We start from the raw sequence: 13662 nt of genomic DNA on the forward strand, positions 1-13662 counted from the left end.
CATCGAAACGCCCCTGTCAAGGCAGCTTTTCCGCCTTGACAGGGGCTTTTCGATGTGGCGACCGTGAGGTGATCAGCGAGGACCTCCCCACCCCACCACCAAAAGAAAACGCCCCCCGAGCCGAAGCTCAGGGGGCGCATTCAGCCAAGCATCACTCGGACTCGGCAGCCTCACCGGCAGCCTCGGTCCCGGCAGGAGCAGCCAGGTCCACAGGCGGAGCGTCCGGCACGCGCAGCGGCTTGGGCTCGCCTCGGAAGACGAACTTGGCCTTGTCGTGCTCGTCGGACACGCCGTCCCAGCCCTCGACGTCGGTGATGATGATCTGGCCCGGCTGGATCTCGCCGAACAGGATCTTCTCCGACAGGGTGTCCTCGATCTCGCGCTGGATCGTGCGACGCAGCGGCCGGGCGCCGAGCACGGGGTCGAACCCGCGCTTGGCCAGCAGCGACTTCGCGCGATCGGTGAGCTCGATCGCCATGTCCTTGTTCTTCAGCTGCGTCTCGACGCGGGCGATCATCAGGTCCACCATGCGGATGATCTCGTCCTGCGTCAGCTGGTGGAAGACGATGATGTCGTCGATGCGGTTGAGGAACTCGGGCCTGAAGTGCTTCTTCAGCTCGTCGTTGACCTTGTTCTTCATCCGCTCGTAGTTGGACGCGGTGTCCTGACCTGAGGTGAAGCCCAGGCCGACGGCCTTGGAGATGTCCGACGTGCCCAGGTTGGACGTGAAGATGATGACGGTGTTCTTGAAGTCCACCGTGCGGCCCTGACCGTCGGTCAGTCGACCATCTTCCAGCACCTGGAGCAGCGTGTTGTAGACCTCCTGGTGCGCCTTCTCGATCTCGTCGAACAGCACCACGGAGAACGGCTTGCGGCGCACCTTCTCGGTGAGCTGACCGCCCTCTTCGTAGCCGACGTAGCCGGGAGGGGCACCGAAGAGCCGCGACGCGGTGTACCGGTCGTGGAACTCGCCCATGTCGATCTGGATGAGCGCGTCGTCCTCGCCGAACAGGAAGTTCGCCAGGGCCTTCGAGAGCTCGGTCTTACCGACACCGGACGGGCCGGCGAAGATGAACGAGCCGGAGGGGCGCTTCGGGTCCTTCAGGCCGGCGCGGGTGCGGCGGATCGCCTGCGACACGGCCTTGACCGCGTCGATCTGGCCGATGATCCGCTTGTGCAGCTCGTCCTCCATGCGGAGCAGACGGGTCGTCTCCTCCTCGGTGAGCTTGAACACCGGGATACCGGTCCAGTTGGCGAGGACTTCGGCGATCTGCTCGTCGTCGACCTCGGCGACGACGTCGAGGTCGCCGTCCTTCCACTGCTTCTCCCGCTCGGCCTTCTGGCCCAGCAGCTGCTTCTCCGCGTCACGCAGCTTGGCCGCGCGCTCGAAGTCCTGCGCGTCGATCGCGGACTCCTTGTCGCGACGCACGTCCGCGATCTTCTCGTCGAACTCGCGCAGGTCCGGCGGAGCGGTCATGCGACGGATGCGCATGCGCGCGCCCGCCTCGTCGATCAGGTCGATCGCCTTGTCCGGCAGGAACCGGTCGTTGATGTACCGGTCCGCCAGCGTGGCGGCGGCGACCAGCGCGGAGTCGGTGATCGAGACGCGGTGGTGCGCCTCGTACCGGTCGCGGAGACCCTTGAGGATCTCGATCGTGTGCTCCAGCGACGGCTCGCCGACCTGGATCGGCTGGAACCGGCGCTCCAGCGCGGGGTCCTTCTCGACGTGCTTGCGGTACTCGTCGAGCGTGGTGGCGCCGATGGTCTGCAGCTCACCACGCGCCAGCATCGGCTTGAGGATCGACGCGGCGTCGATCGCGCCCTCGGCCGCACCCGCGCCGACGAGCGTGTGGATCTCGTCGATGAACAGGATGATGTCGCCGCGCGTGCGGATCTCCTTGAGCACCTTCTTCAGGCGCTCTTCGAAGTCACCGCGGTAGCGCGAGCCGGCCACCAGCGAGCCGAGGTCGAGCGTGTAGAGCTGCTTGTCCTTCAGCGTCTCGGGCACCTCGCCCTTGACGACCATCTGCGCCAGGCCTTCGACGACGGCGGTCTTGCCGACGCCGGGCTCGCCGATGAGGACCGGGTTGTTCTTGGTGCGGCGGGACAGCACCTGCATGACCCGCTCGATCTCCTTGGTGCGACCGATGACCGGGTCGAGCTTGCCTTCCCGCGCCGAGGCGGTGAGGTTCCGGCCGAACTGGTCGAGCACGAGAGAAGAGGAGGGGGTGCCCTCACCGCGGCCGCCCGACTCGGTGGGCTCCTTGCCACCGGAGTAGCCGGACAGCAGCTGGAGAACCTGCTGCCGCACGCGGTTGAGGTCGGCGCCGAGCTTCACGAGGACCTGCGCAGCAACGCCTTCCCCCTCGCGAATCAGGCCGAGCAGGATGTGCTCGGTGCCGATGTAGTTGTGGCCGAGCTGCAGCGCTTCGCGCAGCGACAGCTCAAGGACCTTCTTTGCACGTGGGGTGAAGGGGATGTGTCCACTCGGGGCCTGCTGGCCCTGGCCGATGATCTCCTCGACCTGCTGGCGGACGCCCTCCAGCGCGATCCCCAACGACTCGAGCGCCTTGGCGGCGACACCTTCACCCTCGTGGATCAACCCCAGGAGGATGTGCTCGGTGCCGATGTAGTTGTGGTTGAGCATCCGTGCCTCTTCTTGGGCAAGGACAACCACCCGCCTCGCGCGGTCGGTGAACCTCTCGAACATTCGTCACTCCCTGACTGCTGCGCCGGCGGTCCTCGGCTCCACCGATCTACCCTGGTGAGCGCGGCACCGTGTCACCACTGTAGTGGGCCGGGCCGACCGTCTCAGTTCCCGTTCGCCGACAGTCGCCCGCGGGGATCTCTGATACCTGCATCAACGCAGGTAGTCGCGCCTGGATTCCACGGATCGGGGGATGTCCGCTCAGCGCGAACATCTAGCCGTTTGTCGATACTTGGCGTGACCGGAGTCACCAGCCTGAGCGGAGCACCCCTCGTTTTCGGTAAGGTTAGGCAAGCCTCAGAGATCGGCAGGAGGATTGCATGTCCGTACCGGCGAGGGTCACCCACGACCCGCGAGCGCTCACGCCTCTGGCTGAGTCACTCGCGCGGCTCGAGGTGGGCGCCCAGGTCCGGTTCGGCATGCCCGCGGAGCCGGACTGGATCATCTGCTCCGACCTGCTCGCCGATCCCGAGCGCTTCGACCTGTGGCGCAAGGACCTCGCCGACTGGATGGTCGAACAGTACGGCGAGTCGTCCGACCGGGCCACCGGCGGCTACGTCATGGGCTGGTACCTCAGCATCCCCGGTTTCCTGGCCGGCCTGCTGTTCCACACCGCCCGCCGCGTGCCGACGCTGCGCCCCGCCGACCTGGCGTTCCGCATCGCCGCCGACGGCCGCCCGCACCCGGACGGCATCGCGCTGCTGTGCGACGAGTTCGCGTGCCTGCCGGACGACCCGGCGAACAACCACCCGGCGGCGACCGTGGTGAAGGACGAGGCCGCGCTCGCCGCGGTGCTGCGCGCCAGGTACGCGGGCCACGCCGCCCAGTTCGTGCAGTCGTTCGGCCAGACCGTGCGGTTCGGCCGCCGCCAGCTGTGGGCCGCGGCGACGGACGCGCTGGACTCAGGCGCGTGGACGGCCGGGAAGCTGTGCGGCGACGAGGCGTCCGGCGTGACCGACGCGGCGATGCTGCTGCCGGAGAAGCTGGACCCGTTCACCTCGGCGTCGAAGGTCTACCTGGGCGACGAGGGCTGGACGCGGCGCCGCGAGAGCTGCTGCTTCCACTACGTCCTGCCGAACGCGACGCCCTGCTCGACCTGCCCGCGCGTCAACTAGCCGATCCGGTGGCGTGAGCCGACCGGCACCACGAGCGGCGTGCCGGACACGGGGTCCTCCACGACGCGGGCGTCCAGCCCGAAGACCTCCAGCAGCATCTGCTCCGTCAGCACCTCGGCCGGCGCGCCGAGCGAGACGATCTTGCCGGCCTTCATCGCGACCAGCTGGTCGGCGTACCGGGCGGCCAGGTTGAGGTCGTGCAGCACCATCACGACCGTGCGTCCCATGTCGGTGTGCAGCTGCTGGACGAGGTCCAGCACGTCGATCTGGTGCGCGAGGTCGAGGTACGTCGTCGGCTCGTCGAGCAGCAGCAGGTCCGTGCCCTGCGCGAGCGCCATCGAGATCCACGCCCGCTGCCGCTGGCCACCGGACAGCTCGTCGACGGTCCGCTCGGCGAGGTCCTCGATGCCGGTCATCCGCAGCGCCTCGGCGACCGCGGCCTCGTCGTCCGACGACCACTGCCGGTACCAGGCCTGGTGCGGGTGCCGCCCGCGCGCGACCAGGTCCGCGACGGTCAGGCCCTCGGGAGCCTGCGGTGCCTGCGGCAGCAGCCCGAGCACCTTCGCGACCTCGCGGGTCGGGATCTTGTCGATCTGCTTGCCGTCCAGCAGCACCGCGCCGTGTCGCGCGGGCAGCAGCCGTCCCAGCGCGCGCAGCAGCGTCGACTTGCCGCAGCCGTTCGGCCCGATCACGGCCGTGACGGTGCCGCCGACGACGTCGAGGTCGAGCCGGTCGACGACGGTCCGCTCGCCGTAGCCGACGCTCAGCCCCGCCGCCTGCAGACGCACACTCATATCCGCGCCTCCCGGCGGCTCCGAACCAGCAAGTACATGAGGTAGGGCGCACCCAGCACGGCGGTGACGACACCGACCGGGAGCTCGATCCGGTAGATCGTCCGCGCGACCAGGTCGGACAGCACCACGAGCACGCCGCCGATCACGACCGATCCGAACAGCGGCGGCGTCGCCGTCTTCGCCAGCCGCAGCGCGATCTGCGGCGTCGCGAGCGCGACGAACGCGATCGGACCGGCCGCCGCGGTGGCGACGGACGCGAGCACGATCGCGACGAGGATCAGCATGCTGCGCGACAGGTCGACCCGGACGCCGAGCCCCTTGGACGTCTCGTCGCCGAACTGCAGCGCGCCCAGCACGTGGCCGAACACCAGCGCGAGGGGGATCAGCACGACGAGCGCGAGCGCGACCGGCACGACGTGCTCCCAGCCGCGGCCGTTCAGGCTGCCGGTGATCCACACCATGGCGCGGGCGGCGTCGGTGACGTCGCCGACGGTCAGCAGGTACTGGGTGAAGTTGCCCGCGACGGCCGTGACGCCGATGCCGACGAGCACCATCCGGAAGCCCTCGATGCCCTTGCGCCACGCCAGCGCGTAGACGAGCAGGCCCGCGGTCAGGCCGCCCGCGAGCCCGGCGAGCGGCAGCCCGAACTCGGCGTACGGGCCGGTGATCGAGCCGAGGCTGCCTGCGAACGTGATCACCGTGACCGCGCCCGCACCCGCGCCCCAGGTGATGCCGAGCAGGTCGGGGCTGGCGAGCGGGTTGCGGACGATCGACTGGAAGATCGCGCCGGACAGGCCGAGCGCGCCGCCGACGAGCAGGCCGGTGAGGGTCCGCGGGAGGCGGAGCTCGAGCACGACGAACTGGTCTCGTCGTGCGCCTCCGCCGAGCAGGACGTCGACGACCTGGGAGACGGTGAGCGGGAAGTCGCCGGTGGTGATGTCCAGCGCCATCACGGCGACGAGCGCGGCCAGCCCGATCGCGACGACCAGCATCGGCCGCGGGCGCAGGCGGAACGACGCCCGGCCGACCCGCAGCGCCTTCGCAGGTGCGATCACAGCTTCACCAGCTTCCTGCGCCGCACCAGCACCACGAAGAAGGGTGCGCCGACGAGCGCCAGCATCACGCCGACCTCCACCTCGCTCGGCCGCGCCACCACCCGCCCCACGACGTCCGCGAGCAGGATCAGCACGGCCCCGAACAGCCCGGACAGCGGCAGCAGCCAGCGGTAGTCGGGTCCGACGAGCGCCCGCGCCAGGTGCGGCACGACGAGGCCGAGGAACCCGATCGGCCCGCACGCGGCGACCGCGCCGCCGACCAGCAGCGTGATCGCGACGACGCCGAGCACCCGCGTCTGCCCGACCCGCGTGCCGAGTGCGCGGGCGACGTCCTCGCCGAGCGCGATGGAGTTGAGGCCGGGCGCGTTCACGAACGCCAGCACCAGACCGACGACTAGGAACGGCAGCACCTGGCTCAGCACCGTCAGGTCGCGGCCGGCGATCGAGCCGACCTGCCAGAAGCGGAACGCGTCGAGCGACTGCTGGTCCAGCAGCACGATCGCGGACACCAGCCCGTGCATCAGCGCCGAAACGGCGGCACCCGCGAGCGCCAGCGTCACCGGCGAGGAACCGCCCCGCCCTGCCGACCCGAGCAGGAACACCGCGACCGACGCGATCATCGAGCCGGCGAACGCGAACCAGATGTAGCCGTACAGGGAGGACACGTCGAGCAGGAAGATCGAGAGCACCACCGCGAGCGCCGCGCCGTGCGTGACGCCGAGGATGCCCGGATCGGCCAGCGGGTTGCGGGTGTGGCCCTGCATGAGGGCGCCGCCGACGCCGAGTGCGATGCCGGCCGCGATCCCGATCAACGTCCGTGGCACGCGCAGCGACCGGATGATCACGTCGTCCTCGACCCCGGTCGGCTCGAACAGCGCGTGCCACACGCCGTCCAGCGGGATCGGTTTCGCGCCGACGGCGATGCTCGCCACGCACACGGCGACCAGCGCCAGCCCGAGGAGCAGCAGGCCGATCAGCCGGCGACGGGCCACTGTCCACTCCTCAAACCTATGCTCGGTGAGGGAAGCCTAACCGAACCGACAGGAGCCGCCGATGCGAAGGCCACTCGTTGCGACCGTGGCGCTGCTCGCACTCACCGCCTGCGGTCAGACGACCACGACCAGCCCGCAGGCGCCGACGACGGACCAGGCCTTCGTGCCGGTGACCATCGAGCACGCGATGGGCAGGACCGAGATCAAGGAACGGCCCGCGCGCGTCGCCGCGCTCGACACGAGTTACGTCGACGCGACGCTGGCGCTGGAGACCGAGGTCGTCGCGTTCACCCGCTACCCCGGTCAGGGCGACGAGTTCCCGGAGTACCTGAAGGCCGACGGCGAGAAGTACGGCAAGAACGCCAAGGCGATCGGCGACCTCATGACGCCGAACCTGGAGGAGCTGGCGGGCATCGCGCCGGACCTGATCGTCTCGGCGAAGGTCAGGCACGCCGAGATCTACGACAAGCTCACGAAGATCGGGCCGACGGTGTTCTCCGAGACGACCGGCCTGACCTGGAAGGACAACATCAAGCTGCTCGGGAAGGCGCTCGGCAAGGAGGAGCTCGCGAACAAGAAGATCGCGGACTACGAGCAGCGCGCCAAGAAGGTCGGTGACGCCATCCGCGCCGAGGAGGGCCGCAACCCGACGCTGTCGCTCGTGCGGTTCGTCGCGGGCGAGCAGACCGTGCGGCTGTACACGCCGAACTCGTTCCCCGGCATCGTGCTGAAGGACACCGGCCTCGCCCGGCCGGACGGCCAGCCGACGTCCGAGAAGATCTCGGTGAACCTGAGCCAGGAGCAGATCATCTCGACGGACGCGGACCGGATCTTCGTGTCCACGTGGTCGGATCCGAAGAACGAGTCGCAGAAGATCAAGGAGCAATTTCTGCAGAACCCGTTGTGGAGTCAACTGAAGGGCGCGAAGCAGGACGTGAGTGACACCGTTTGGGTGGCATCAGTCAGCCTTCAGGGTGCACATGGGATGCTCGATGACCTCGCCAAGGCATTCGGAGTAGATCCTCAGCGTAGTTGAGTGGTCACTCAAAGACTGAAGGGCTGTCGCGGAATTTCGTGACAGCCCTTCGTGTCTTTACGAATTTCAGTCCAGCTGGTTCGGGTGTTCAGCCCTGCTGGTGGTAAGCGTCAAGAACCTCGGCCGGGATGCGGCCTCGGTCGGAGACCTTCATCCCCTGCTTGCGGGCCCACTCGCGAATGGCCTGGTTCTGCTCACGGTCAGCCGATGCAGGACGTGCCTTCACACCAGCCGGGCGACCAGGGCCGCGCTTGCGCCCACCGGCACGACGTGCACCGGTGACGTAGTCCGCAAGAGCGTCACGCAACTTGTCCGCATTGCCCGAGGAAAGGTCGATCGTGTACGCGACACCGTCCAACCCGAACTCGACGGTCTCTTCAGCCGTGGACCCGTCCAGGTCATCGACCAGGGTCACGGTGACCTTCTGCGCCATGCGTATCCTCCTGGACTCCGAATGCGCGAGTGACACCCGCGACGCCAACTAATACCACTTCGAGGGCAGGTTAGCGCACGGATGCCGCATTGCACCTATCGACATCCGGAAAGTTACTCATTCAGGGCGAACGAGCGGGAACAAGATGGTCTCCCTGATACCCAGGCCGGTGATGGCCATCAGGAGCCGATCGATCCCCATTCCGACGCCACCGCTCGGTGGCATTCCGTACTCCAGTGATCGCAGAAAGTCTTCGTCGATCGGCATCGCTTCGACATCTCCGGCGGCACCGAGCTTCGCCTGAGCTTCGAGGCGTTCGCGTTCCACGACCGGGTCGACCAGTTCGGAGTAACCGGTCGCCAACTCGAATCCGCGCACGTAGAGGTCCCACTTTTCCGCCACGCCAGGACGGCTGCGGTGCTGGCGGGTCAACGGCGAGGTCTCGACCGGGAAGTCGCGGACGAACGTCGGTGCGTACAACTGGTCGCCGACCAAGTGCTCCCAGAGCTCTTCCACCAACTTGCCGTGGCCGAGCTTCGGGTCCACCTCGAGATCGTGCTTGTCACACAGCTTTCGCAGCACATCCGCGGGAGTTTCCGGCGTGATCTCCTCACCGGCGGCCTCGGACAGCGAGCCGTACATGGTGAGCGTCGTCCACTCACCGGACAGGTCGTAGTCCGTGCCGTCGGCCAACGTGACGACCTGTGAACCAGTAACCGCTTGCGCGGCTTCTTGGATCAGTTCACGCGTGAGTACCGCGTTCGTGTCATACGTCGCATACGCTTCGTAGTACTCGAGCATTGAGAACTCGGGCGAATGCGACGAGTCGATGCCCTCGTTGCGGAAGTTCCGGTTGATCTCGAAGACCTTCTCGATGCCACCGACCACGCAGCGCTTCAAGTACAGCTCCGGCGCGATGCGCAGGAACAGATCAATGTCGAGCGCGTTGGAGTGCGTCACGAACGGACGAGCCGCGGCACCACCCTGCAGCGACTGCAACATCGGCGTCTCGACTTCGACGAATCCGCGGTTGTGGAACGACTCGCGCAACGAGCGGACGACGTTCGCACGGGTCCGAACGGTGTTCCGCGCCTGAGGCCGCAGGATGAGGTCGACGTATCGCTGACGAATACGCGTTTCCTCGCCGAGTTCCTTGTGCGCGACCGGCAACGGGCGCAGCGACTTCGCGGTCAGCTGCCAGCCGTCCGCCATCACGGAAAGCTCACCGCGGCGCGAGCTGATGACCTCGCCGTGGATGAAAACGTGGTCGCCGAGGTCGACGTCGGACTTCCAATCGGAAAGCGCTTCCTCCCCGACTCCGGCAAGGCTCAGCATCGCCTGGAGTTCGGTGCCGTCGCCTTCGCGCAGCGTCGCGAAGCACAGCTTTCCGGTGTTCCGCATGAACATCACGCGCCCGGTGACACCGACGATCTGGCCGGTCTGCGTGTCCGGCTCGAGTTCGGGGTGGGCGTCGCGAATCTCGCGCAGCGTGTGCGTGCGCGGAACCTCGACGGGATACGGTTCGACGCCGCGCTCCAGCAGCCGCGCACGCTTCTCCCGGCGTACCCGCATCTGCTCCGGCAGATCTTCTTCGCTGGTCACGGCGCTTTGCTTGGGCTGCTCACTCACGACTTGAGAGGGTACGGAAAGGCCGGAGCCGGAAGCGAACCGGATACCCCTAGGTTAGGGGGATGGATCTCCACGCGCGCCGTGCCGACTCCTTCGGGGCCCATGCCTTCGCTTACGCCGAGCACCGCCCCGACTACCCCGTCGCCGCCGTCCGCTGGGCGTTGGAACCGCTCGGCACCGGGCACTTGGACGTGCTGGACCTGGCCGCGGGCACCGGAAAGCTCAGCTCCGTGCTGATCGCCGAAGGCCACCGCGTGACCGCCGTGGAACCCAACGAGGCGATGCTGTCGGAGCTGGTGCGCCGCGTGCACGACGTGCGCGCGCTGCCGGGCCACGCCGAGCACATCCCGGTCCCGGACGGCACCGTGGACGCCGTGCTGGTGGGCCAGGCGTTCCACTGGTTCGACCCGCTGAAGGCCTATCCGGAGATCGCGCGCGTGCTGCGGCCCGGTGGCGTGGTCGCGGGGCTGTGGAACGAGCTGGACGTCTCCGTGCCGTGGGTCGACGAGCTGGACGACGCGGCGCGCTCGAGCGTGAGCTCCGCGCGGACCGAGGTCGTGGACACCATGCCGCCGCACCCGTTGTTCGCCGACGGGGCGGTCGCCGAGTTCCCGCACGCGCAACGACGTGCGTCGCCCGAGGAGTACGCGGCGACCATCGGCACCCACTCGCACGCGCTCGTCGTGTCGGAGGAGGAGCGCGCCGAGCTGATGGACCGGGTCGTCAGGTTCCTGTACGCGCGGCCCGAGACGTCGTCCGGGCCGTTCGACGTGCCGCTGGTGACCACGGTGAAACGCCTCGTGCTCGCCGGCTGAGCAACGCCAGGTCAGCGGCTGGCGAGGTTGCGCTCGAACACCAGGCGGAGACCGAGGAGGGTCAGGTCGGGCACGTGGTGCGCGATCGTCTCCGACTCGGCCACCACGAGCGGCGCCAGGCCACCGGTGGCGAGCACCGTCACGGGCCCCGGATCGGTCTCGTGCAGCTCGGTGATGATCTTGCGCACCAAGCCGTCGACCTGCCCGACGAAGCCGTAGACGATGCCGGACTGCAGGCACTCCACGGTGTTCTTCCCGATGACGTTGCGGGGCCGCACGAGCTCGACCTTCCGCAGCTGGGCGGCCCGCGCGGCGAGCGCGTCGACGGAGATCTCGATGCCCGGTGCCAGCGCACCGCCGAGGAACTCACCGCGCGCCGAGATCACGTCGAGGTTCGTGGAGGTGCCGAAGTCGACGACGACGCATGCCGTGGAGTGCAGGTGGTGGGCAGCCAGCGTGTTGATCACGCGGTCCGAGCCCACTTCCTTGGGGTTGTCCACCAGCAGCGGGACACCGGTCTTCACGCCGGGCTCGACCAGCACCTTGGGCACCGCCGAGTAGTAGCGGCCGAGCATGACCCGCAGCTCGCGCAGCACGGCGGGCACCGTGGACAGCGCGGAGATGCCGGTGATCTTCTCGGCGTACTCGCCCAGCAGCCCGCGCATGGTCAGCGCCAGCTCGTCGGCGGTCATGCGCGCGTCGGTGCGCATGCGCCAGTCGCGCACCAGTGGTGCGCTGTCGCCGACCCCGTCGTAGAGGCCGAGGACGATGTTGGTGTTGCCGACGTCGATGGCGAGCAGCACGGCCGAATCCCTTAGTTCTCTGCCTGGATCAAGGCGTCCAATGCGGTGGCTTCCACGGTCTCCGACACGGACCCGTTGACCAGGCCCGACCCCTCCGGCGCGTGCGCCGGGTCCGCGCCGAGGTCGGCGACGCGGTTGTCGGCGTCGACGAAGACGACGCGCGGCTTGTAGGTGCGGGCCTCCGCGTCGTCCATCTGCCCGTAGGCGATGAGGATGACGATGTCGCCGGGGTGCACGAGGTGCGCGGCGGCACCGTTGATGCCGATCACGCCGCTGCCCCGCTCACCGGGGATGACGTAGGTCTCCAGGCGCGCGCCGTTCGTGACGTCGACGATCGCGACCTGCTCGCCCGCCAGCAGGTCGGCGGCCTCCATGAGGTCGAGGTCGACGGTCACCGAGCCGACGTAGTGCAGGTCGGCCTGCGTCACCGTGGCGCGGTGGATCTTGGACTTCAGCATGGTGCGGAACATGGTCGGGCCCCCTCTATTCGTCGCCTGCGCCGAGCAGAACCGGCGCGTTGTCGATCAGTCGCGTCGAGCCCACCCGCGCGGCGACGAGCAGCCGGGCGTCGCCGTTCTCCGGCGCGGGCCCCAGGTCGGGGTCGCGCAGCTCCAGGTAGTCCAGCTCCACCAGCGGCGAGGCGTCGATGACGGACCTGGCGGTCTTCAGCACGGCCTCGGCGCCCTGCGCGCTCACGTGGGCGCCCGCGGACAACGCCGCGGACAAGGCGATCGCCGCCTGGCGCTGCTCGGGGTCGAGGTAGACGTTGCGCGACGACAGGGCCAGCCCGTCGAACTCGCGCACGGTCGGGACGCCGACCACGTCGAGCGGGAAGTTCAGGTCCCGCACCATCTTCCTGATGAGCGTGAGCTGCTGGTAGTCCTTCTGCCCGAACACCGCGTAGTTCGGCCCGACGATGTTGAACAGCTTCGACACGACCGTCAGCACGCCGCCGAAGTGGCCGGGCCGGGAAGCGCCTTCCAGCTCGTCACCCAGCGGACCGGGCTCGACGGTGACCTGTGCGCCCGCCGGGTACATGTCCTCGACGGACGGTGCGAACACGAGGCCCACCCGCTCATCGCGGCAGATGTCCACATCGGACTCCAGCTGGCGCGGGTAGCGGTCGAGGTCCTCGGAAGGCCCGAACTGCAACGGGTTCACGAAGATCGAGACCACGACGACGGTGTTCTGGAGCACGTGGCACTCGCGCATCAGCTGGCGGTGCCCGGCGTGCAGCGCGCCCATCGTCGGCACGAGCACGACGTTGCGGCCCGCGCCGCGCAGCGCCCGGACGACGCGCCCGATCCTGGCCGGATCGCGGTGCACGGTGACGTCCGACGGGCTGTAGTCGTCCTTGGTCAGGGGCTTGGTCATGCGTCAGTCCTCGAGGGTGGTGCGGACGTCTTCTGCGGTGTCGGGCTTCAGCAGCCCGGCCGCCTCTGCGCGGTCGGCCGTGCGGCGCGCGAGCACCTTGTACGCGGGCAGCACCTCGTGCTCGGCGAGCACGTCGAGGTGCTTGCGCAAGGTACCCGTGTCGCCGCGCGCGACCGGACCGGTCAGCGCGCGGTCGCCGTGGCGCAGCGCGTTGTCCAGTGCGGCCGACAGCAGCGGGCCGATGAGTCGCTCGGCGTCGGCGACGCCCGCCCCGGTGAGCAGGTCGACGGCGTCGCGGACGAGCGTGATCAGGTGGTTCGCGCCGTGCGCCAGCGCGGCGTGGTAGAGCGGCCGGATGGGCTCGGGGACGCGCACCGGCTCGGCGTCCATCTCGACGACCAGCGCCTCGCCGACGCTCCAGGCGGCCTCGTCGCCGTCGGCCGCGGTCACGCCGACGCACGCGGCGGTCATCCGCAGCAGGTCCTCGGAACGGCCGGTGAACGTCATCACGGGGTGCAGCGCCAGCGTCAGCGCGCCCAGCTCGGCGGCGGGCGCGAGCACGCCGACGCCTTGCGCGCCACTGGTGTGCACGATGATCTGCCCGGCGCGCAACGAGTTCGTGGCGACGAGACCGCGCACGAGACCAGCGAGCTCGTCGTCGGGAACGGCCAGCAGCACGAGGTCGGCGATGGCGGCGACACCGGGCGGATCGAGGATCGGGACGCCGGGCAGCAGCTCTTCGGCGCGCCGCAGCGAGTGGGAGGAGACGGCGGACGCACCGACGACCACGTGGCCCGTCCTGGCCAACGCGGCGCCGAGCACCGAGCCGACCCTGCCTGCCGAGATGATCCCCACGGCGAGCCTGGCCGGACGTCCTGTCGCGTCCATGCGACTAACTCCTTCTGGCGT

General features: G+C 68.9%; 13 protein-coding genes. 3 read left to right on the forward strand and 10 right to left on the reverse strand.

Annotated features, from left to right (window positions below; translation table 11 throughout):
• Positions 1-151: 151 nt before the first annotated feature.
• Positions 152-2710, reverse strand: coding sequence for an ATP-dependent Clp protease ATP-binding subunit (locus tag FKR81_RS14145; protein ID WP_146352012.1), 2559 nt, complete (start codon positions 2708-2710; stop codon positions 152-154).
• A gap of 317 nt (positions 2711-3027) precedes the next feature.
• Between FKR81_RS14145 and FKR81_RS14150 the strand changes: the two genes are divergently transcribed.
• Entirely contained in the window at positions 3028-3822 is a 795-nt protein-coding gene (locus FKR81_RS14150; RefSeq protein ID WP_146352014.1) for a (2Fe-2S)-binding protein, read from the forward strand.
• Here the strand turns inward: FKR81_RS14150 and FKR81_RS14155 are convergent.
• The 3 genes from FKR81_RS14155 to FKR81_RS14165 are packed head-to-tail and all read right to left on the reverse strand — an operon-like array spanning position 3819 to position 6663.
• Complete coding sequence (locus FKR81_RS14155) at positions 3819-4616, reverse strand: ABC transporter ATP-binding protein (RefSeq protein WP_146352016.1); 798 nt, start codon at positions 4614-4616, stop codon at positions 3819-3821. The genes FKR81_RS14150 and FKR81_RS14155 overlap by 4 nt on opposite strands.
• Entirely contained in the window at positions 4613-5608 is a 996-nt protein-coding gene (locus FKR81_RS14160; protein ID WP_146352529.1) for a FecCD family ABC transporter permease, read from the reverse strand. Before FKR81_RS14160 ends, FKR81_RS14155 begins: the two co-directional genes overlap by 4 nt.
• Positions 5609-5667: 59 nt before the next feature.
• Positions 5668-6663 (reverse strand): FecCD family ABC transporter permease, encoded by a 996-nt coding sequence (locus tag FKR81_RS14165; protein ID WP_146352018.1) that lies wholly within the window; start codon positions 6661-6663, stop codon positions 5668-5670.
• A gap of 61 nt (positions 6664-6724) precedes the next feature.
• On the opposite strand from FKR81_RS14165, the gene FKR81_RS14170 reads away from it, so the two are divergent.
• Positions 6725-7699 (forward strand): ABC transporter substrate-binding protein, encoded by a 975-nt coding sequence (locus FKR81_RS14170; RefSeq protein ID WP_146352020.1) that lies wholly within the window; start codon positions 6725-6727, stop codon positions 7697-7699.
• An 88-nt stretch (positions 7700-7787) separates the two neighbouring features.
• Here the strand turns inward: FKR81_RS14170 and FKR81_RS14175 are convergent, their stop codons facing one another.
• A complete protein-coding gene (locus tag FKR81_RS14175) occupies positions 7788-8132 on the reverse strand; it encodes a histone-like nucleoid-structuring protein Lsr2 (RefSeq protein WP_146352022.1) in 345 nt (114 codons plus the stop codon).
• Between the two features lie 117 nt (positions 8133-8249).
• Entirely contained in the window at positions 8250-9704 is a 1455-nt protein-coding gene (gene lysS / locus FKR81_RS14180) for a lysine--tRNA ligase (protein ID WP_186762987.1), read from the reverse strand.
• A 119-nt stretch (positions 9705-9823) separates the two neighbouring features.
• On the opposite strand from lysS, the gene FKR81_RS14185 reads away from it, so the two are divergent.
• Positions 9824-10576 (forward strand): class I SAM-dependent methyltransferase, encoded by a 753-nt coding sequence (locus tag FKR81_RS14185; RefSeq protein WP_146352026.1) that lies wholly within the window; start codon positions 9824-9826, stop codon positions 10574-10576.
• Between the two features lie 11 nt (positions 10577-10587).
• On the opposite strand, the gene FKR81_RS14190 is transcribed toward FKR81_RS14185, so the two are convergent.
• From FKR81_RS14190 to FKR81_RS14205, 4 genes are read right to left on the reverse strand one after another with little or no spacing between them, the layout of a single operon-like run.
• The gene (locus FKR81_RS14190; protein ID WP_146352028.1) at positions 10588-11379 is read right to left on the reverse strand and encodes a type III pantothenate kinase; all 792 of its coding nucleotides are present in this window, start codon (positions 11377-11379) and stop codon (positions 10588-10590) included.
• 11 nt (positions 11380-11390) lie between these two features.
• Positions 11391-11849, reverse strand: coding sequence for an aspartate 1-decarboxylase (gene panD / locus FKR81_RS14195; protein WP_146352030.1), 459 nt, complete (start codon positions 11847-11849; stop codon positions 11391-11393).
• Between the two features lie 13 nt (positions 11850-11862).
• A complete protein-coding gene (panC, locus tag FKR81_RS14200; RefSeq protein ID WP_146352032.1) occupies positions 11863-12753 on the reverse strand; it encodes a pantoate--beta-alanine ligase in 891 nt (296 codons plus the stop codon).
• A 3-nt stretch (positions 12754-12756) separates the two neighbouring features.
• On the reverse strand, positions 12757-13641 hold the full coding sequence (locus tag FKR81_RS14205; protein WP_146352034.1) for a Rossmann-like and DUF2520 domain-containing protein: 885 nt from the start codon (positions 13639-13641) through the stop codon (positions 12757-12759).
• Between the last annotated feature and the right edge of the window lie 21 nt (positions 13642-13662).

Source organism: Lentzea tibetensis (assembly GCF_007845675.1).
In the GTDB taxonomy this organism is placed as follows: Bacteria; Actinomycetota; Actinomycetes; order Mycobacteriales; family Pseudonocardiaceae; genus Lentzea; species Lentzea tibetensis.

Bases quoted from the DNA above. Each gene is read 5' to 3' on its own strand.
- FKR81_RS14145 (WP_146352012.1), bottom strand. From the start codon at position 2,710: ATGTTCGAGAGGTTCACCGACCGCGCGAGGCGGGTGGTTGTCCTTGCC.
- FKR81_RS14150 (WP_146352014.1), top strand. From the start codon at position 3,028: ATGTCCGTACCGGCGAGGGTCACCCACGACCCGCGAGCGCTCACGCCT.
- FKR81_RS14155 (WP_146352016.1), bottom strand. From the start codon at position 4,616: ATGAGTGTGCGTCTGCAGGCGGCGGGGCTGAGCGTCGGCTACGGCGAG.
- FKR81_RS14160 (WP_146352529.1), bottom strand. From the start codon at position 5,608: ATGCTGGTCGTCGCGATCGGGCTGGCCGCGCTCGTCGCCGTGATGGCG.
- FKR81_RS14170 (WP_146352020.1), top strand. From the start codon at position 6,725: ATGCGAAGGCCACTCGTTGCGACCGTGGCGCTGCTCGCACTCACCGCC.
- FKR81_RS14175 (WP_146352022.1), bottom strand. From the start codon at position 8,132: ATGGCGCAGAAGGTCACCGTGACCCTGGTCGATGACCTGGACGGGTCC.
- lysS (WP_186762987.1), bottom strand. From the start codon at position 9,704: ATGCGGGTACGCCGGGAGAAGCGTGCGCGGCTGCTGGAGCGCGGCGTC.
- FKR81_RS14185 (WP_146352026.1), top strand. From the start codon at position 9,824: ATGGATCTCCACGCGCGCCGTGCCGACTCCTTCGGGGCCCATGCCTTC.
- panD (WP_146352030.1), bottom strand. From the start codon at position 11,849: ATGTTCCGCACCATGCTGAAGTCCAAGATCCACCGCGCCACGGTGACG.
- panC (WP_146352032.1), bottom strand. From the start codon at position 12,753: ATGACCAAGCCCCTGACCAAGGACGACTACAGCCCGTCGGACGTCACC.
- FKR81_RS14205 (WP_146352034.1), bottom strand. From the start codon at position 13,641: ATGGACGCGACAGGACGTCCGGCCAGGCTCGCCGTGGGGATCATCTCG.